General features: G+C 71.6%; 18 protein-coding genes. 9 read left to right on the top strand and 9 right to left on the bottom strand.

The genetic code is table 11. The features are described 5' to 3' along the window. Positions 1-47 precede the first annotated feature (47 nt). Positions 48-623 (bottom strand): hypothetical protein, encoded by a 576-nt coding sequence (locus J2S43_RS41830; protein ID WP_306839009.1) that lies wholly within the window; start codon positions 621-623, stop codon positions 48-50. Positions 624-714: 91 nt separating this feature from the next. Here J2S43_RS41830 and J2S43_RS41825 point away from each other — a divergent pair, with 91 nt between their 5' ends. Continuing rightward, positions 715-1,941 carry a GNAT family N-acetyltransferase gene (locus J2S43_RS41825; protein ID WP_306839007.1) on the top strand — a complete coding sequence of 409 codons (1,227 nt, stop codon included), beginning with the start codon at positions 715-717 and terminating at the stop codon, positions 1,939-1,941. A gap of 878 nt (positions 1,942-2,819) precedes the next feature. After that, positions 2,820-3,203, top strand: a complete 384-nt coding sequence (locus tag J2S43_RS41820; RefSeq protein WP_306839005.1) for a hypothetical protein — start codon at positions 2,820-2,822, stop codon at positions 3,201-3,203. On the opposite strand, the gene J2S43_RS41815 is transcribed toward J2S43_RS41820, so the two are convergent. The 3 genes from J2S43_RS41815 to J2S43_RS41805 form a co-directional block, all read right to left on the bottom strand. Beyond that, positions 3,200-3,670 carry a ribose-5-phosphate isomerase gene (locus tag J2S43_RS41815; protein WP_306839004.1) on the bottom strand — a complete coding sequence of 157 codons (471 nt, stop codon included), beginning with the start codon at positions 3,668-3,670 and terminating at the stop codon, positions 3,200-3,202. The genes J2S43_RS41820 and J2S43_RS41815 overlap by 4 nt on opposite strands. A gap of 133 nt (positions 3,671-3,803) precedes the next feature. After that, positions 3,804-5,000, bottom strand: a complete 1,197-nt coding sequence (locus J2S43_RS41810) for a DUF1015 family protein (RefSeq protein ID WP_306839002.1) — start codon at positions 4,998-5,000, stop codon at positions 3,804-3,806. A gap of 85 nt (positions 5,001-5,085) precedes the next feature. Continuing rightward, positions 5,086-5,250, bottom strand: coding sequence for a hypothetical protein (locus J2S43_RS41805; protein WP_306839001.1), 165 nt, complete (start codon positions 5,248-5,250; stop codon positions 5,086-5,088). Positions 5,251-5,639: 389 nt separating this feature from the next. On the opposite strand from J2S43_RS41805, the gene pepN reads away from it, so the two are divergent. Further along, complete coding sequence (pepN, locus tag J2S43_RS41800) at positions 5,640-8,165, top strand: aminopeptidase N (protein WP_306838999.1); 2,526 nt, start codon at positions 5,640-5,642, stop codon at positions 8,163-8,165. 1,385 nt (positions 8,166-9,550) lie between these two features. Here the strand turns inward: pepN and J2S43_RS41795 are convergent. After that, entirely contained in the window at positions 9,551-9,970 is a 420-nt protein-coding gene (locus J2S43_RS41795) for a DUF5130 family protein (RefSeq protein ID WP_370881829.1), read from the bottom strand. A 7-nt stretch (positions 9,971-9,977) separates the two neighbouring features. Next, positions 9,978-10,241: an aa3-type cytochrome oxidase subunit CtaJ gene (ctaJ, locus tag J2S43_RS41790; RefSeq protein ID WP_370881727.1), complete on the bottom strand. Its 264-nt coding sequence runs from the start codon at positions 10,239-10,241 to the stop codon at positions 9,978-9,980. Positions 10,242-10,438: 197 nt separating this feature from the next. Here ctaJ and J2S43_RS41785 point away from each other — a divergent pair, with 197 nt between their 5' ends. Continuing rightward, positions 10,439-10,933 (top strand): hypothetical protein, encoded by a 495-nt coding sequence (locus J2S43_RS41785; protein WP_306838997.1) that lies wholly within the window; start codon positions 10,439-10,441, stop codon positions 10,931-10,933. Positions 10,934-10,938: 5 nt separating this feature from the next. Then, positions 10,939-11,697, top strand: coding sequence for a class F sortase (locus J2S43_RS41780; RefSeq protein ID WP_306838995.1), 759 nt, complete (start codon positions 10,939-10,941; stop codon positions 11,695-11,697). An 819-nt stretch (positions 11,698-12,516) separates the two neighbouring features. Here the strand turns inward: J2S43_RS41780 and J2S43_RS41775 are convergent. Next, positions 12,517-13,065 (bottom strand): HNH endonuclease, encoded by a 549-nt coding sequence (locus tag J2S43_RS41775; protein WP_306838993.1) that lies wholly within the window; start codon positions 13,063-13,065, stop codon positions 12,517-12,519. Between the two features lie 301 nt (positions 13,066-13,366). On the opposite strand from J2S43_RS41775, the gene J2S43_RS41770 reads away from it, so the two are divergent. From J2S43_RS41770 to J2S43_RS41755, 4 genes are all read left to right on the top strand, one after another. Beyond that, on the top strand, positions 13,367-14,413 hold the full coding sequence (locus J2S43_RS41770; protein ID WP_370881828.1) for a mechanosensitive ion channel family protein: 1,047 nt from the start codon (positions 13,367-13,369) through the stop codon (positions 14,411-14,413). A 217-nt stretch (positions 14,414-14,630) separates the two neighbouring features. After that, positions 14,631-15,908 carry an MFS transporter gene (locus J2S43_RS41765; RefSeq protein WP_306838991.1) on the top strand — a complete coding sequence of 426 codons (1,278 nt, stop codon included), beginning with the start codon at positions 14,631-14,633 and terminating at the stop codon, positions 15,906-15,908. Positions 15,909-15,928: 20 nt separating this feature from the next. After that, positions 15,929-16,318: a globin gene (locus J2S43_RS41760; RefSeq protein WP_306838990.1), complete on the top strand. Its 390-nt coding sequence runs from the start codon at positions 15,929-15,931 to the stop codon at positions 16,316-16,318. 105 nt (positions 16,319-16,423) lie between these two features. Further along, positions 16,424-17,680 (top strand): PKD domain containing protein, encoded by a 1,257-nt coding sequence (locus J2S43_RS41755; RefSeq protein ID WP_306838988.1) that lies wholly within the window; start codon positions 16,424-16,426, stop codon positions 17,678-17,680. 235 nt (positions 17,681-17,915) lie between these two features. Here the strand turns inward: J2S43_RS41755 and J2S43_RS41750 are convergent, their stop codons facing one another. Beyond that, positions 17,916-18,491, bottom strand: coding sequence for a type III secretion system chaperone family protein (locus J2S43_RS41750; RefSeq protein WP_306838986.1), 576 nt, complete (start codon positions 18,489-18,491; stop codon positions 17,916-17,918). Between the two features lie 131 nt (positions 18,492-18,622). Further along, positions 18,623-19,294, bottom strand: coding sequence for a DUF8185 domain-containing protein (locus tag J2S43_RS41745; RefSeq protein ID WP_306839796.1), 672 nt, complete (start codon positions 19,292-19,294; stop codon positions 18,623-18,625). Positions 19,295-19,301 lie beyond the last annotated feature (7 nt).

The raw sequence follows: 19,301 nt of genomic DNA, 5'->3' as shown, positions 1-19,301 counted from the left end.
GAACAGGCCGGTGCAGCGGGGGCGTGTGGCGCCCCCGCTGCACCCGGCTAGTAGAAGTTGGCCTTGATCCAGCCCCAGACGTCGACGACCCACCCGGTCTGGCTGAGGTAGGCGATGCCGACCGCGATCAGGAACGCACCGACGATCAGGTACGACCCGCGCGCGCTGCGCCGCACCCGGTGCAGCTGACGCTCCAGGACCAGCCGCCCGACGAGCCGGGCCAGCGCGAACAGGCCGACCGCGACGACCAGCGTGACCACGTAGGTCAGGAACGCGCCGAGGAACGAGCCGCCGTCCGAGATCGCCCAGATGCCCCAGCAGACGAACGAGAAGATCAGGCCGAGCACGCCCCACTCGCGGCCGCGGCGCAGCTGCACGCCGAACGGCACGGCGGGCGGCGGGGGCGGCGAGTCCGGCCACCCGGTGCCGGTCGGCTCGTGCGGCGCGATCTCGTGATCGTGATTGTCGTGGTGCCGGGACGCCCGGGGCGCCACGGACGCGCGGCCTCGCTGGAAGTTGAGCCGCGTCGGGTCATCGTCGTAACCCGGGTCAGACGCCGGCGGGTGCATGTCCGGCGGCACGGGCACCGTCCGCTCCGCCCATGACTGCGTCTGATCTGTCATAGCTCCTCCCCCTGTCGGGCCCTGCACCGTCGAGCGTAGCGAGCCCGCAAAAAGGCTGGCCCCACCGAGGCATGTCCGTTACACACGAGACATGTCGCCCATCCTCCCCGATATCACCGTGCGCCCCGGCACCGAGGCCGACCTCGACGCGATCATTCCGCTGATCTTCGCGGCGTTCCACGACCCACCGGATCCGGTACGGGAGGCGTCCGAGCGGTCGATCTGCGAACCGGAACGGTCCGTGGTGGCGGTGGACGGCGACCGGCTCGTCGGGCACCTGGGCTCGTTCGGCCGGGACCTGACCGTGCCGGGCGGCATCGTGCCGGCCGCGCACGTGACGCAGGTGGCGGTCGCGCCGACCCATCGGCGGCGCGGCGGGCTGACCGGGATGATGCGCCGGCACCTGACGACGGCGACGGAGCCGATCGCGGTGCTGTGGGCCAGCGAGGCGCGGATCTATCCGCGGTACGGATACGGTCACGCCGCGCCGCGGATCACGCTGCACGCGTCCGCGCGTGAGGTCCGGTTGCCGTTCGGCGGCGCGGGCCGGCTGCGCGTCGGCGCGCCGGCGACGCTTCGCGCGGAGACGACCGCGATCTACGAGGCCGCGCGCCCGCGCCGGCCGGGCTGGTCGAGCCGCACGAGCCCGTGGTGGGAGCACCGGATGACCGACGCGGCATGGTCCCGCGGCGACGGCACCGCGCTGCGGACGGTCGTGCACGAGGGCGAGCACGGCCCGGATGGGTACGCGGTCTGGCGGATCCGGGACGAGCACAACCCCGACAATCCACGCATCTCAGCGACGGTACGGGTGAAGGAACTGGTCGCCGAGACCCCGGCCGCCCGGCTGGACCTGTGGCGCTTCCTCTTCGGGATCGACCTGATCTCCAAGGTCACCTTCGACCACGCGGCGATCGACGAGCCGCTGCTCCTACTGGCCGACGACCCGGGGTGGCTGGGCACCCGGTGGGAGCACGGGCTCTGGCTGCGCGTCCGGGACGTACCGGCCGCGCTGACCGCCCGCCGCTACGCCACGCCGGTCGACGTGGTGCTGGAGCTGACGGACGCGCTGTTGCCGGCGAACGCGGGCCGCTGGCACCTGCGCGGCGACATCGACGGCGCGAGTTGCGAGCGCACCACGGCACCGGCCGCGCTCGCGCTGGACGTGCGGGACCTCGGCGCGGCCTACCTCGGCGGTACGCCACTGGCCGCGCTCGCCGGAGCCGGCCTGGTCGAGGAGCGCGTCCCGGGCGCGCTGGCACCGACGAACGCCGCGTTCGGCTGGCACCGCGCCCCGAGCGCGGTCGAGACGTTCTGACCGCCCTTTTGCTCTGCTTACCAGAAGGCACTCGACACGTCCCGAACCGGTGAGCACGCCACCCAACCGCCGGTCACGGCCGGGTAAGCAGAGCAAAGCGGCGCGGGTAAGCAGAGCAAAGCGGCGCGGGTAAGCAGAGCAAAGCGGCGCGGGTAAGCAGAGCAAAGCGGCGCGGGTAAGCAGAGCAAAGCGGCGCGGGTAAGCAGAGCAAAGCGGCGCGGGTAAGCAGAGCAAAGCGGCGCGGGTAAGCAGAGCAAAGCGGCGCGGGTAAGCAGAGCGGCGCCGAGAGGAAGCCGTCCGGCGGTCCAGCGCGATACCGTCGGCGAATGGGACAGCCCGAGCGTCGCCGCCGCCGACTCCGCCGTCACCGCGCCGAGGATCCCCTGGCGCCGGAGACGGGCGACGGGACGACGACCGCCGAAGAGGCTCCCGCGCCGGCCCCGCAAGCGCCGGCCCTGCCGGCACAGGCCCCGGCGGCGCAGGCCCCGGCGGCGCAGGCCCCGGCGGCGCAGGCCCCGGCGGCGCAGGCCCTTGCGGCAGAGAGCCCGGCGGTGGAAATCTCGGGGGCAGAGAGCCCCGCGGCGAAGCCGGTGCCGGGCCCGCCGCCCTCGGCACGTCGCACACCCACGCCCCGGCCGGGTCCGCCGGTCGCGGGGCCGCGTCCGGCCGCCGTACCCACGCCGTCGGATCTGGTTCGTCCGGCATCGCCGGATGTTCCCCTGCCGGAGAGCAGCGAGTCCGCGAAGCCGACGCCCGCAGATTTCGCCAGGGCGGGGAACGGCCACGCCGCCAAGCCGGGAAACGGCGATCCCGCCAAGCTCTCTCCGGCCACGCTCGCGAAACCGGCGACGCCGGCGGATCTGCCGCGAAGCACGCCGGTGCCGACGCCGGGCCCGTCGCTGGTCCCGACACCCGGCCCGACGCCGAAGCCGGTGCCCAAGCCCCAGCCGCCGGTCGCGGAGACGTCGCCGGTGCACGACCCGGAGGCACTATCAGCGCGGAAGCCGGAGGCGCCGCGCGTCACCGGATCGGGCGACGGGGCGCCGCGGGTCCGGGAGAAGGCCAGCGCCGAGGAGCGCGAGGCCGAGCGCGGCCTGCGTGGCCTGGTCGGCTCCGGTTCGTCGCAGGTGAGCGTGCGGGCCGCGATGCGGGCCCGGGACGCGTCCCGGCCGACGGACGAGGATCTGGCGGAGGCCCAGGAGCGGCTGGTGATCGTGCGCCGCAACTGGGTCCCCCGCGAGGAGTTGCCGGCCCGCCGCTAGCGGGGAAGCTCGGGCAGGTGGCCGGACGTCTCGTAGGCCGCGACCTGTGCGATCCGCCGGGAGTGCCGCTCGCTGTTGGAGAACGGCGTGGTCAGGAACGCCTCGACGATCGCGCTCGCCTCGTCGAGGGTGTGCTGCCGGGCGCCGATGCCGACCAGGTTCGCGTCGTTGTGCTCGCGGGTCAGGCGGGCGGTCTCGAGGTTCCAGGCCAGGCCGACCCGGGTGCCCTTGACCTTGTTCGCGGCGATCTGCTCGCCGTTGCCGGACCCGCCGATGACGATCCCGAGGCTGCCCGGGTCGGCCACCACGCGGGCGGCCGTGTGCAGGCAGTAGGCCGGGTAGTCGTCCTCCGGATCGAAGACGTGCGGGCCGACGTCGACCACCTCGTACCCCTGCTTGGACAGGTAGTTGACGAGGTGCACCTTCAGCTCGTAGCCGGCGTGGTCGGCTCCCAGGTAAACGCGCATAACGCGCAGTCTGTCAGCCCGCCGGTGCGGCCGTGGCGGCGGCTGCCAAGTTTGAGCCCACCCTCACCGTGATCCGGGCATCCCCCATGTCGTTCCAGCGACCTGGGGGACGCCCGGATCCCGGACGGAGACGTCAGATCTCCGCGACGACCAGGCCGCCGCGCGCCTTCGGGGTGAACCAGGTGCTCTTCCGGGGCATCTTCTGGCGGGCCAGGTTGACCGCGACGAACTCGTTCACGGTCACCGGCGCGATCAGCACGGCCAGGTCGGCGCGGCCCGCGTCGACCTCGGCGCGCAGCCACTCGGCCGGGTAGTCGCCGCCGACGTAGACGATGCGCTTGTCGCCGGCGTCCAGCCCGAGCACCTCGTTGACCAACATCCGCTCGACGAGCGCGTGGTCCATGGCGTCGACCAGGTCGGCGCGGCCGTTCGAGGGCAGCTTCACGGAGTAGGTCTCGCCGCCCACGTACAGCTGGATGGTCCCACCGGCCGGCGGGACGGACGGGCCGCCGGCCACCGGCTCGGGCTGCAGGCCGGCCGCGCGCAGCCGGTCGCCCAACTCGGTGACGCCGATCGACAGCTTGATCAGCCGGTTGTACGGCGCGATCACCAGCGACTCAGGCGTGGTGATCACGGCGAGGAAGCGCGGGTAGCCGCCGGTCTGCGCGGCCAGGCTGCGGTGGTTGCCGTCCGCGACGACCAGCTCGCCGCCGCCGGCCAGCGCGCACAGCTCGTCGCGCACGGGGCCGGCCGGCACGGTCCAGATCGCGTGCACGCGGCCGGCCGGGTCGACGTCGGTCGCGGCGGGCTCGCCCGCGTGCGCCACCGCGTACTCCAGCTGCTCGTGCAGCCGGTCGCCGGTGCCGGTCTGCAGCAGCAGGACCGGGGAGAGCAGGTTCCGCAGCGTGGTGGCCAGCTCGACCCGTTCGCGGACCTTCTCGATGAACACGTCTTCGTTGCGGATGACCAGGCCCGGCTCGTCCGGACTGGTGGAGATCTGGTCGGTGTCGACCATGCAGTACATGCCGTAGGCGGCGTTGCCGCCGTCCGGATCCGCGATCCGGTAGAGGACGATCACCTGGTCGGCGGGGGCGTAACCGCCGGACGCCTTCGCCTGGGCCAGCCGCTCGGCGGCGGCCGGCAGTGACTCGGCGAAGGAACGGCCCAGCGTCTCTGGCGCGAGGTGCGGCATCTCGACGGCGAGAGCGCTTCGCGGGTTGTCGGCGATGATTGCGGTGATCTCGGCGTCGTCCGCGAACTCGTCATAGTTCTGCGCGCCGGTGCCACCGGTCGTGATCCAGGCCCGGTCGATCGGGTGCACGATCGTCATGTGCAATCACGGTACCGACACTCGTCACGCCCCGTTTGCGCACCCCAGAACGGTTCCAGGCGGTGGTACGGGTAACCTCCGAAGATCAGCTCGCGCCGACCGGAGCCGCGCCGACGACCACGACCGGTGCCAGCATGGCGGCGTCCTCCTCGGAGAGCCCCGGGCACACGTCCGCCCAGTCGTCCGCGCGCACCGCCCAGTAGGCCCGCTCCAGGGACTCGTCACTAGCGGTGACGATCTGCTGCTCCATCGTTACTCCTCAGTTCGGTTTCCCGCGCTTCAACCAGCCATAACGCATGTGTCGCCTCTGTCGCAACGACACTGTCGGTGACCGGTCACGCCGATGTCCCCATCTTCGGGTATCTCCGGTCGCTGAACGGTTGCGAAAAGAAGAGTTAACGAGTTGCTGACACGAAGCTGAACCGAGGCCGCGCCTCGAACCCCTGGATGACCCGTTCGGGGGTACGGATCCAGAGCCGAAATTCGGACCCGAGCCGCAACCCGGACTTAATCCCCGCCACGGGCGGACCGGCACACGCGTGATCGACGTCGACGTGAAACACTTACTGCGGACTTTTCCGCCCCACCGGCGCCCGGCCGTGCGGGCTGGGCACCGGATGGAGAGTGATCGTGGCCGGAGTGCGCAATCTCACCCAGGTCGAGGCGGCCGAGCGTGCCCGCGTGCTGGACGTGACCTCGTACGACATCGGTCTCGACCTGACGGGCGACGTCTCGTTCCGGTCGGTGACCACCGTCGAGTTCACCGCCCGCGAGCCCGGCGCCACCACGTTCATCGAGGTCGCCGCGGAGCGCCTGCACACGGCCACGCTCAACGGCGAGCCGGTGGACACGTCCGGCTGGTCCGCCGAGCGCGGGCTCACGCTGTCCGGCCTCGCGGCGGAGAACACGCTGGTGGTCGAGGCCGAGTTCCCGTTCTCGCACAGTGGCCAGGGCCTGCACCGCAGCGTCGACCCGGTGGACGGCGAGGCGTACCTCTACAGCCAGTTCGAGACCGCGGACGCGCAGCGGGTCTACGCCGCGTTCGACCAGCCCGACCTGAAGAGCGTCTACACCTGGCACGCCACGGTCCCGGCGCACTGGCGCGTGGTGTCGAACATGCCGATCGACCGCGAGGAGCCGGCCGGCGAGGGCACGAAGACGGTGCACTTCCAGCGGTCCGCACGAATGAGTACGTACATCACCGCGCTCACCGCCGGCCCGTTCCACGAGGTCCAGTTCGAGCACGACGGCATCGGCATGGGTTACTTCTGCCGGGCCAGCATGGCGCGGTACTTCGACGTCGACGACCTGCACAGGGTCACGGTGCAGGGCTTCGACTTCTTCCACGAGAAGTTCGGCATCCGCTACCCGCTCCCGAAGTACGACCAGGTGTGGGTGCCGGAGTTCAACGCGGGCGCGATGGAGAACTTCGGCTGCGTCGTGCACGCCGAGGACCACTACATCTTCCGCTCGCAGGTCACCGACTTCGAGTACGAGCAGCGCGCCAACACGATCCTGCACGAGTTGGCCCACATGTGGTTCGGCGACCTGGTCACCATGCGCTGGTGGAACGACCTGTGGCTGAACGAGTCGTTCGCCGAGTGGGCCAGCCACTGGTGCAACGCGGAGGCCACCCGGTTCAGCGACGCGTGGACCACGTTCCTGTCCGTGCGGAAGAACTGGGGCTACCGCCAGGACCAGCTCTCCTCCACCCACCCGGTCTACTGCGAGATGCCGGACCTGGAGGCGGTCGAGGTCAACTTCGACGGCATCACGTACGCCAAGGGCGCCAGCGTCATCAAGCAGCTGGTGGCGTACGTCGGTCTGGATCCGTTCCTGGCCGGCCTGCGCTCCTACTTCGCGGCGCATGCCTGGGGCAACGCGACCTTCGACGACCTGCTCTCCGAGCTGGAGTCCTCGTCCGGCCGCGAGCTGCGCAAGTTCGCCGCGCAGTGGCTGGAGACCGCGCAGGTCAACACGCTGCGCCCGGAGGTCGGGATCGCCGCCGACGGCACCTACACCTCGGTCGCGGTGCTGCAGGAGGCGCCGGCCGACTACCCGACGCTGCGCACCCACCACATCGGCGTCGGCCTCTACGACGTCCGCGACGGCAAGCTGATCCGCCGGCAGATCGTCGAGGTCGACATCGCCGGCGAGCGCACCGAGCTGACCGAGCTGACCGGCCTGCCCGCCGCCGACGTGCTGCTGCTCAACGACGACGACCACAGCTACGCCAAGCTGCGGCTCGACGAGCGCTCGATGGACACGGTCGTGCACCACATCGGCGGGCTCGACTCGTCGCTGGCCCGCGCGCTGGTCTGGGCCGCCGCGTGGGACATGGTCCGCGACGCCGAGCTGTCCACCCGCGACTACATCGCGCTGGCCACCTCCGGCCTGCCGAACGAGCAGGACATCAACCTGATCACCGCGACGCTGCGGCAGGCCGCCACGGCCATCGCCAGCTACGCGGACCCGGGGTGGGCGCCGACCGGCTGGGCGCAGCTCGCCGGCACCGCGCGCGAGGCGCTGGCCGTCGCCGAGCCGGGCAGCGGCTTCCAGCTCGCCTGGGCCCGGGCGTACGCGTCCGCGTCCCGCTCCGCCGAGGACCTGGCCGTGCTGCGCGGCTGGCTGACCGGGCAGAACGTGCCGGCCGGCCTGACCATCGACACCGAGTTCCGCTGGTCGCTGCTGCAGACGCTGATCGCCAAGGGCGCGGCCGAGGCGGAGGAGATCGACGCCGAGCTCGCGAACGACCGCACCGCCGGCGGCGAGCGCGAGGCCGCGCTGGCCCGCGCGCTGCTGCCGACCGCGGAGAACAAGGCGCGCGTCTGGGCCGAGCTGACCTCGCCGCAGCCGTTGCCGAACTGGCGCAACCGCGCGCTGCTGCAGGGCTTCCAGCACCCGGCACAGGCCGAGTTGACCGCGCCCTACGCGGACCGCTTCTTCGCCGAGGCGGCCACCGTGTGGGCGAGCCGGGACAGCGAGTCGGCGCAGGACTTCGCGCTCTTCGCGTACCCGTCCTACCAGATCACCGAGGCCACGGTCGCGGCCACCGAGTCCTGGCTGGCCGGGACGGGGCAGCCGGCCGGCCTGCGCCGGCTGGTCGCGGAGGGCCGCGACGGCGTGGTCCGCGCGCTGGCCGCCCGCGCCAAGGATCGCGGCTGACCTTCTCTCAGCGCCCCACCGGCTCCCGAGGCCGATGGGGCGCTTTTTCATAACCGAGGCCCTGTACCAGCACAGAAAACACAAAGACCCCACAACACCGCGTTTGTACGACGTTTGCTCTGCTTACAGTGCTGCTTCAGACACCACATCGTTCTAGATCGAAGCTGTCGGGCTAGTACGAAGGAAGCGTTGTGCCAGTCAGTCGAATCGGCCGCGCGCGCCGCCCGGAGACGATGGAGAGTGCCGCCTGCGGCCCGCGAGGATGCCCCCGCGACCGACCTGCGGAAGAGAGCCGAGGGGCCGGGACCCGGGGAACACGCCTACGGGCGCGACGGCCGCGATGTCCGGCCCGCCAGCCGAACATCGCGGCCGGTAATCGACTTACGCGAGCCGGACACACCCGTGACGACCGCACCTCGCCGCGAGCCGCCCGGCCCGCGTCGCGCTCACACCCGCGCTCCACACCTCGCCGCGAGCCGCCAGCGGCGGTGGGCCGGGGCGTTGGTCTTGCGGCCACGGATCGTGCAGGAAGGAGCGCCAGCGACGACGGGTGCTCAATGCCACGTAACTTATTTCGAATCTGAAGTAGGTTCTGCGCGGCCGCACGTCTCTGGCCAGCAGGAATGCTGTCAGGCCGTTCCGGGTCCCGTGGCCCCTTTGTTGTCGGTGCGCGATCGCGCACGCGTCGGAACGCGCCGGTGGCGGGGGCCGAGTCGTATCCCCTCCGGCGTGGGCCCGGCATCTCGTGCCCGAAACCTCCCGATGAAGCCTCCCGGCGCCTGCCTGGCGGCGCTGGGGTTCTGACGATCTTGGGCGCGGCGCCTGAGTGATCAATCAGTGGAGCAAAAGGTAGATCAAAAACCGAAGTTGATCGCTCTTTTGCTCCACTGATTGATCACTCAGGCCGCGGCGGTGGCGTCCCGCGGGCCGGCAGTCCACGCTGGTGGGTGGAATGTCGCGATATTTCGGGTGGGGAGCGCCCGATTGCCGCGGGCGGGCCGGTTGCCCGCGCTCACGGTCCGAAAAGGCTGAGCGACAGAGGCGGCCCCGAAGGGCTGCGGAACAGAGGTGGTCCGAGGGCTGAGCGACAGAGGCGGCCCCGAAGGGCTGCGGAACAGAGGTGGCCCGAAGGGCTGAGCGACAGAGGTGGTCCGGCGGCGATCACGCGAACTTCGGCGGGGTGCTTTGCGAGAAGCGTAGGTCGGATTTCATGATCAACTTAAGCTGAGTGGCATTGGATCGGTGCGCGGGAGCATGCGGAACTCGCCCCGCCGGAAGCGGGAATATCCAGCTTTTCAATGAACTGCGGCGCCTGCCCGTTCACGCGTCACGCGCACATCAAAAGGCCGGCCCCGAGGGACCGGCCTTTCGGCGAGCGGAGAAGCCTAGGCGCGACCGGCGTGCGTCGCGAGCTGGTCGAGGCCGTGGATCACGCCGCCGGCCAGGTCGCCGCCCGCGAAGGCCGCGGCCATGGAGAGGCAGGCCAGCTTCGCGTCCCGGTCCGGGATCCGGCGGCGGGCCTCGGCGCCGGTGACGACCTCGAGGATGCGCTGGTTCGGCGAGAACGCGATCAGCACGGACCGGTCCGGGTCCGCGAGCTGGCCGTGCAGCTTCTCGGCCGCGGCGCGCTGCGGGTCGGCGAGGTCGCCGACGTAGACGCTGAACGTCAGGCCGGTCTCGCGGTCCGCGATGCGCAGCGCCTCGTCGATGTGCAGCAGCTGGCGGGTGGAGAAGGGGCCGTCGAGCACGTCCGGCTGCTCGTCGGCGGCCAGCGTCTCCCCGCCCGGGTGGTCGAGGTGGGTCAGAGCCTGCTCACCAGCGGTCACTTGCGCCTCCCGTCGGGCCGTGCGGGTTCGCTGCGGCGTCGTCGCCCGCGGGGGTGGAGGAGGTGATCGCGAGCCGCCCGGCCAGCTGACCGGGCGAGGAGAGGAACCAGACCGGGGTGAACTCGAACGGCCGGCCGGGCCGGTAACGCTTCTCCTTGCGGCGGTTGCCGGGCAGCGTCAGTGCTGCCAGGACGCCGACGACGGCGAGCGGCGCGACAACGAAGATGAGCGCGACTTCTAACGGATCCACGGTGAACGCCCCCAACGTGGCAAGACACTCGGTGTCTGGGCGGTCTGATAGGTACTGATGCGTCTCTCACGGTAGCGGAACCGAGGTCCCCGCAGATCATCGGGGCGTACTCCGGCGGGATGAGTCCGTCTCGCGAAATTTCCGCCGTGGCGTGCGAAAATCGACTTCAGCACTCCCCCACGTCCGATGGGAGGACCATGCGCAGCCTTCTCCGACTCGCCGTGCTGCCCGCGCTGGCGGCCGCGGTGCTGAGCACGCCGAGCGCGGCCCAGGCGCGGGCGGACGTCTTCGTCGAGGTCAACCCGAGCACGATCGCCGCCGGCCGCGAGGTGGCCATCCGCGCCAGCTGCGAGGAGAACGTCGTCGACGCGCTCGTCCGGTCGGACGCGTTCGGCGAGGTCCGGGTCTCCCCGGAGTACGGGTTCCTGACCGGCGAGGCGGAGATCCCGGCGGGCACGAACCCGGACGACTACCAGGTGGAGCTGGTCTGCACCGGCGGTGGCCGCGCGATCGGCACGCTGCGGGTGGTGGCCGACACCCGGCCGTCGCAGGGGCCGGCGACCGGGTTCGGTGGCATGGCCGGCGCCGGGCCGGACGCGGGCGGGCTGGCGCTGCTCGGCGGCGGGCTGGCCGCGATGGTCGCGGGTGCCGCGCTGATCGTGCTCCGGCTACGCCGTCGTCGCTCGGGCTGAGCGTCGTGGGCGCGCGCCGCTATTCGCCGCTGGCCCGGCACGCGGGCGTGAGATTCCCACCGGCCGCCGGGCTGCCGGGCCGGCATCGCACCCCGGAGCCGCCCGTGCCGGCCGCCGCGCGGCCCGTCGCGCCTCCGGCGTACCCGCGAAGGGGTCTTGACCTGGGGTTTCTGGCCGTCGCGTTGCTGGTGGTGGGCGTGTTCGCGGCCGGTGCCGGGCTCGGGCAGCTGACCGGCGTGCGGATGCCGTCGTGGTTCGACCGGCCCGGTGCGCCGCCGCCGCGCGAGTTCCCGGTGCTGGACGCGAGCAGGCCGACCCGGGTGACCATCCCCGCGATCCGGGTGGAGGCGCCGGTCCGCCAGGTCGGGCTGGCCGCGGACGGCTCGATAGACGTGCCGCCACCGGGCGAGCACGACGTGACCGGGTGGTACGAGGACGGCCCGACGCCCGGCGAGTTCGGCTCCGCCGTGATCGTCGGCCACGTCGACAGCCGCACCGGCCCGTCCGTCTTCGCCCGGCTGCCCGACCTGCGCGACGGCGACACCATCGAGGTCAGCCGCGAGGACCGGACCACCGCGGTCTTCCGGGTGCTCTCCGTCGAGCTGTTCGACAAGGCGCGCCTGCCGGTCGACCGGGTCTACGCCGACTTCACCCGCCCGCACCTGCGCCTGATCACCTGCGGCGGCCGATGGACCGGCGGCACCGCCGGCTACCGCGACAACGTGGTCGTCTTCGCCACCCTGACCGGCACGAAGGACCATTGACGCCGGCGGCGCTCCAAGGGGGATCGACGCCGGCGGCGTTCCAAGGACCATCGACGCCTGCGGCGTTTCAGCAGATCGATCTTCCCGCTTCCGGCGTGGCGCGTTGGGCATGCTCCCGCGGGCACCGGTCCGATGCCACTCAGCCTATTTTGATCTTGAAGGAGCCGCGGTACGGCCGCACTCCCGCGACCGGCGGGAATGCTCTCAGCCCGATCCGGGTTCCGTGGCCCCCGCTCGCTGTCGGTACGCGAATCACACGCGGTCTCCGGGCGCCGGAACACCGCAAACGGGCAGGGTCGGCCCGCTTCCGGCGGGGACCCGGCGCCTCGTGCCCGAAATCTCCCGATGAAGCGGGCACGCGTCCTGCTGGCAGGGCCGGGAGATCTCGACGGCCTCGGGCCCGGCGTCTGAGTGATCAATCAGGTGAGCGAAAAAGCGATCAACTTCGATTTTTGATCTACCTTTTGCTCACCTGATTGATCACTCAGGCTGCGGCGGTGTCGGCTCGGGAGTCTGTGGTCCGCGCCGGAGGGTGGGATGTAGCGATATTTCGGGCGGGCAGCGCCCGATCGCCGCGAGCGGGCCGGGTCAGCTCGCGCTTCCCGGTCCGAAAGGGCTGGGCAGCAGAGCCAGTCCGAGGGGTGTGGGCGACAGAGAACGGCCGGCGGGCGTCGGCGGGGCGCAGGCAGGAATCCGTGGTCAACTTAAGCTAGGTGGCATTGGGCACCGGTCCCGGCCGCCAAGCCCGGAAACCGATCAGGGCGCCGATGTCGTTGGAACGACATGGGAACGCCCTGATCTCGAGGGTGTGTGCGCCGGTCAGGCCGCGGCGGTCTCGGCCTCGGGCATCGGGAGGTCGAGCCAGTCGGCCCAGCGGGGGTCGGGGAGGCGGTGGCCGAGGACGCGCCAGGCCTGGCCCTTGGGAGCGGCCGGTGCGCCGCCGTGCAGCCGCCAGCCCAGCTCGGCCGGGGTCTTGTCGCCCTTGGTGTGGTTGCATTTGGCGCAGGCCGCCACCACGTTCTCCCAGGCGTGCATGCCACCGCGGCTGCGGGGGAACACGTGGTCGATGGTCTGCGCCGGGCCCCGGCAGTACGCACAGCGCCAGCCGTCGCGGGCGAAGATCGCGCGGCGGGACAGCCCGACATGAGTGCGGTACGGCACACGCACGTAGCGGGTGAGACGAATCACGGACGGCACCGGGATCTCGTCGCGGGCGGAGTGCAGGATGCCGTCCCCGTCCGTGACCAGGGCGGCCTTCCCCGAAAGGATGAGAATCGCGGCTCGACGCACTGAGACGACGCACAGCGGCTCGTAAGTCACGTTGAGCACCAACGCTCCGGAGCCCACCGTGGGTCGTATGTCAGGCATCGCAATCACCCTTCTGGTCGGTTTCGCAGCACTCCTGTCGTGTTCCACCCGCCTCGGACCACACGTCACCGTCCGGCCCCACGCTGGCGGATCACCAACGTCCGTGCGCCAATAGTCCCTGATAGGTGACCAAATTGCACGCACTAATCGGTGCCGCCGCGTGAAGTTCAGGTGTCCCGTGCGAGGATGCCCGGTTCGATACCACTGCCTGCGACCCCCGGGAGCGGCGCTCACAGGCGGATGCGATACGAACGTTCCCGACAGCCCGTACCCGCACCCGTGGAGCCCGAGTCCCACCGTGATAGCCCCAGTGACACCCAACCCGTCCCCCTCCGACCTCGTGCCGTCCATCGACGCCAGCTGCGAGACCGACCGGTTGTGCAAGCAACTGCTCGACCTCGGCGTCAACGGCTGGATCGCCGAGGGCGGCTACTGGGTGATCATCAAGCCGCTGCGGATCCTGGCGATCATCGCGGTCGCGATGCTGATCCGATTCCTGATCGCCCGTGCCATCAGCAAGCTGGTCACCACCACGTCCAACACGGCGATGCCGTCGATCCTGAAGCCGCTGCACGAGAAGGTGCCGCCCGCGCTGCTGGACACCGGCACGGTCTTCCCGGAACGGCGGCGGCAGCGGGCCGAGGCGATCGGCTCGGTGCTGCGCAGCTTCGTCACCGCGATCGTGCTCGGCGTCGCCACGCTGATGATCCTGGGCGAGTTGGGCTTCAACGTGGCGCCGCTGCTGGCCAGCGCCGGCATCGTCGGCGTCGCGCTCGGCTTCGGCGCGCAGAGCCTGGTCAAGGACGTGCTGGCCGGCCTGTTCATGCTGATCGAGGACCAGTACGGCGTGGGTGACACGGTCGACCTGGGCGAGGCGATCGGCGTGGTCGAGTCCGTCGGCCTGCGCGTCACCACGGTCCGCGACGGCCGCGGCGTCCTGTGGTACATCCGCAACGGTGAGGTCATCCGGGTCGGCAACAAGTCGCAGGGCTGGGCGATGGTCGTGATCGACATGCCGATCGGCTTCGTGAACAGTGAGGAGGCCACGGCCGTGCTGCGCGAGGCGGCGGCCGCGGTCGCGGCGGACCCGGAGCTGGCCACCGGCCTGCTGGAGCCGCCGGACGTGATCGGCGTGGAGCAGGTCACGGTGGACGGGGCGGTCATCCGGACCGTCGCGAAGACCACCGCGGACGGGCAGCTCACGGTCTCCCGCGAGCTGCGGCGCCGGCTGACCGAGGCGCTGGAGACCTCGGGGATCGCGGAACGGATCGCGGCGGCCCGGCTGTTCCCGCGCCCGGCCAGCCCGCCGGCCGGTGGCGCGGACGCGGGCCGCGGCGGCGCCACCTGACGCGGCGCACCCATCGAGCGATACCGAAAATACATCGGCCGATCACCCTAGCCACATCTCAGACGATCGGGCAGAATTCATTCAGCCGAATATTCGGGGGATGGCGTCGGTCGATGGCTGATGATGGTGGTTGACGTCAGCGCCACATGCGGACGCGAAGGCGCCTGGCGTCGTGGGGAGTAGCGATCCGTGAGGGACCGGTCTGAGGGGTCGTGCGGTGAGCGCGCCTGACCATGACCGCCCGGCGACCTACCGCGAGGTCTTCTCGCACCGCGAGTTCCGCGTCGTCTACGGCGCGGTCGCGCTCTCCAACCTCGCCGATCCGATGGCCAAGGCCGCGATCACGCTGCTGGTCTTCCAGCGGACCGGCTCGGTGGCGCTCTCCGCGCTCGCGTTCGCGGTCAGCTACCTGCCCTGGCTGATCGGCGGCCCGCTGCTGAGCACGCTGGCCGACCGCTACCCCTATCGCACCGTCATCGGCGTCACGCTGGTCTTCCGGGCCGCGCTGTTCCTGATCGTCGCGATCTTCCACTGGCCGGGCGCGGTGCTGGTCGCGGCGCTGTTCCTGAGCACGCTCTCGGCCGCGCCGGAGCAGGCCGCCCGGTCCGCGCTGTTGCCCCGCGCGCTGCCGAAGGACCGGCTCGTGGTCGGCCTGTCACTGATCGGCGGCCTCAACCAGATCACCCAGATCGCGGGTTACGTGGTGGGAGCCGCCCTCGCCGGGATCAGCACCCAGCTGGTGCTGTTCCTCACGGCCACGCTCTTCGCCGGCGCCGCCGCGGTCGTGCTGCTCGGCCTGCGCGGCTGGTCCGCCACCGGCACCGACGCGGAGCACGGCACGCTGCTCGGCGGCATGAGCCAGGGCTTCGGGCTGGTCTTCGGGCGCGCTGAGCTGCGGTCGATCGCGATCCTGCTGTTCTGTGCGATGTTCTTCGTGGCCGTGCCGGAAGGGCTCGCCGCGGCCTGGGCCAGCGAGCTGGTGGCGGACGATGAGCGCGGCATCACCCAGGGCCTGATCATGGCGGCCACGCCGCTCGGGTTCGTGGCCGGCAGCCTGATCGTGGGCCGGCTGGTCCGGCCGTCGCGGCGGCGCGCGCTGATCCGCCCGGCCGCGATCGTGGCGCCGCTGACGCTGGTCCCGGCCTTCTTCGAGCCGTCCGTGATCGTGGTGGTGCTGATGGTGGCGGCCTGCGGCTTCGCGGTCGGCGGCGTGCTGCCGCCGGCCCAGGGCCTGTTCGCCATGGTCGTGCCGGACGGCTTCCGCGCCCGGGCGTACGGCGTGATGCAGACCGGCGTGACGCTCATGCAGGGCGCGGGCGTGGCGCTGACCGGCCTGCTGGCCGAGCGGTTCCCGCTGCCCGGAGTGGTCAGCTCGTGGAGCCTGGCGGGCGTGCTGGTGATGGTCGGGGTGAGCCTGCGCTGGCCGAGCGAGCAGCGCTTCGACGCGGCGATCGCGGCCGCGGCCGAGCGGGAGCCGCAACCCGGCCGCGTCTGAGACAGTGGCATTCTTGGGGTGTGGCTACCGGTGAAGAGACGAGTTTCTACGAGGCGGTCGGCGGCGAGCCGACGTTCCGGAAGCTGGTCGACAGGTTCTACGAGGGCATCGCGACCGACCCGCTGCTCCGGCCGATGTACCCGGAGGGCGACCTCGGCCCGGCCTCCGACCGCATGCGGCTGTTCCTGATGCAGTACTGGGGCGGTCCCACGACCTACTCGGACGAGCGCGGCCATCCCCGGCTCCGCATGCGGCACGCGCCGTTCGTGGTGGACGCGGCCGCGCGGGACGCCTGGCTGCGCAACATGCGCGTGGCCGTCGACTCGCTGGCTCTGCCGAAGGAGCAGCACGACCAGCTCTGGCAGTACCTGGAGCGGGCCGCCTACTTCATGGTCAACAAGATGGATTAGGGCAGATCGGCCGATCGGCTGGTTTGACGGCAAAACGCACTTCCGGCCTCATACTGCCTCGTTGATCGGGTGAGTCCACGCCACCCCTTCGAGAGGTTTCCCTCCATGCGACGCCGTCTGCTCGCCGCGCTCGCGCTGGCCGCGTTCACCACCGCCGCCGGAATGATGCCGGCCAGCGCCGACATGGCCCAGCCGTCCGTGGTCTCGGCCAACCCGGTCGACTACACCCCGCACATCAAGGACGGCACGGTCTGGTCGGCCGTGGTCGTCGGCGACACCGTGGTGGTGGGCGGCAACTTCACCTCGGTCACCGACCGCACCGGCAAGCGAACCTACCCGCGGCGGCACCTCTTCGCGTTCGGCCTGCGCGACGGCGTGGTCCGCGACTTCGCACCACAGGTCGACGGCCCGGTGTACGCGGTCACGGCCGGCGCGGACGGCAGCATCTACCTGGGCGGCGCGTTCAAGAGCGTCAACGGCGTGCCACAGCGCGGCCTCGGCAAGGTCTCGCTGGCCACCGGCCGTGCCGTGGCCGGTTTCAAGGCCGCGATCAACTGGGGTGACGTGCGGTCGCTCGGGCTGGCCGGCGGCCGTCTCTACGCGGGCGGCACGTTCTCGGCGGTCAACGGCGTGGCACGGACCGCGCTGGCCCGGATGAGCCCGTCGACCGGCGCCGTGGACAAGGGCTTCGACGCGAAGCTCACCGCGCCCGGCAAGGACCGGCCCCGGGTCGAGTCCTTCGACATCTCGCCGGACGGCCGCAAGCTGGTCGCGGTCGGCGTGATCGGCCGGGCCGGCGTCAAGGATCGCACCCAGCTGGTGATGCTGGACGTGGCCGGTCCGGGCGCGGTCGTCAGCGACTGGTACACGGACGCGTTCAAGCCGAACTGCCGGGACGGCTTCCAGACCTACATGCGGCAGATCAAGTTCTCGCCGGAGGGCAGTTACTTCGTGGTGGTCACCACCGGCCGGGAGAACCACCGCCAGAAGCTCTGCGACACCGCGAGCCGCTGGGAGACCGCCGGCACCGGCCGCCGCGCGCCGACCTGGCGGAACCACACCGGCGGCGACTCGCTCTACGCGGTCGCGGTGACCGGCAGCGCGGTCTACGTCGGCGGCCACCAGCGCTGGATGAGCAACCCGGGCGGGCACGAGTTCGCCGGGCCCGGTGCGATCAAGCGCGAGGGCATCGCCGCGCTCGACCCGCGCACCGGCCGCACGCTGCCCTGGAATCCCGGCCGCGACCGCGGCGTCGGCGTCCGCTCGTTCGTCTCCACCGGCGCCGGCCTCCTGGTCGGCTCCGACACCACCCGCCTCGCCGGCGAATACCACGGCCGCATCGGATTGTTCCCCCGGCCCTGACGGAGCCCGCCGCACGTGGCTGGGGCACCGCGCTGAATCGCGGCTCGCCTCGGCCACGCCGGAACAGGCTCCGACGCGGCGACCGGAGCGGCGGCGGAGGCCGCCGCGGGATTTGCCCGCGGGAGCACGCCCAGAGCGCCCACGCCGGAAGCGGGTAGATCAGGATTTTGATCTCCCCAGCCCCGGCCTGGCCCACAGCTCGCGGCTGTGGAATGACCGGGCCGGAAACCAGCGGCTAGAGCAGCGCGCCCTCGTCGTGGAGCCAGTCGACGAAGGAGGTGGCGACGGCCGCGCCGCAGTCGAGCATCTCCACGAGGAGGGCGTCGTGGGCGCCGGAGCCGAGCGGGACCTGGAGCTCGGCGTAGATCGGGAGCTGGCCGCGCTCGGTGGGATCGCCGACATAGGCCTTGCAGAAGCGGCGGGTGTGGTTCCACTCGTTGACCACGCGGTATGCCCGGTCGGCCCAGTCCGGCGGGACGGTGGAGTGTGGCCGGGCGCGCATCACGAGGATCTCGTCCTCGGGGCCCTCGAGCGTGAACAGCACCGCGTGCCGCTCCCACATGGCCAGCAGGCTGCCGTCGCCGTCGGCGAGGTAGCGCACGTCCAGCATGTCGAGCGCCTCGCCGACCCGGCGCAGCGTCACGGGCGCGACCGCGGGCGCCAGCTCGACGGTGGGGACCGATAATCTCTCGGGCTCTCGCTGGGCCGGTGGGGTCACCCCCATGCGGACCTTGCTGTCCGTCGACGTTCCACCTCGGGACTCCGGCTCGCCGCCACCGGCGTGACCGGGGCGCCATGACCACCACGGCATCGCTTGCGCACCTCACTCCCCAGCGGATCCGGCCGCCTACGTTGCGTTGGACCCGAGGCCCGACGCTACCCGGATCGTCGCCTGAGGTCATCCCCCCAACGCCCGCACAAAACCAAACGGACCATCACGCATCAGCCGAACGTACGAGGAGTGGCCGGTCGGAGGCCGAGCTGGTTCGCAGCCGGCAGCCAGGCCGCGCCGTACGGGGCCGCCAATCCGACCCAGCGACCGGCGACCCGGACGTGCACATCGGACGGATCGGACACTTCGGATGACGGCCGTCCACCCAGGAAGCCCATGCGCGTAACACCCTGGACAAGACGTTGAGATATTTCGATACGCTCCGTGCTGTCCGTTGTGACCACGATTGCCACATGATCGAGTAATGCGTCGCGCAGCGCCCGCTCGCCCACCGGCTGGCCGCCCACGCCGTGCGTGGTCGCGTCCCGCAGCGTCCCGGCCGCGGCCTCGGCGACCCGGTGCAGCTCCGCCGCGGGCAGCCGCTCCACCGAGCGCGCGCCCTCCGGCGGCAGGCCCCAGCGCCAGTCCGAGTCGCGGCGGACCGGCAGCGACCGGCCGCCGCGGGCCAGCTGGGTGAGCAGGTCCGCGGCCACGACAGTGGCGTCGCCCGGTCCGTCGCCGTCCACCGAACGGGAGACCAGCACGTTCCACGGTAGGCGGGCCCACAGCTCGGTCCGGCCCCGATGCGAGCGGAGGCGCACCACCGCGCCGGGATCGAGGCGGGTCAGCCGGACCAGGAACGCGCCCGCGTCCTGCGCGCCGGTCACGCCGTGGCTGGCCACCGGCGCG

Source organism: Catenuloplanes nepalensis (genome assembly GCF_030811575.1).
Classification (GTDB): domain Bacteria; phylum Actinomycetota; class Actinomycetes; order Mycobacteriales; family Micromonosporaceae; genus Catenuloplanes; species Catenuloplanes nepalensis.
Note: the sequence above shows the minus strand (reverse complement) of the source record. Positions and strands in the feature narration are given on the sequence as shown.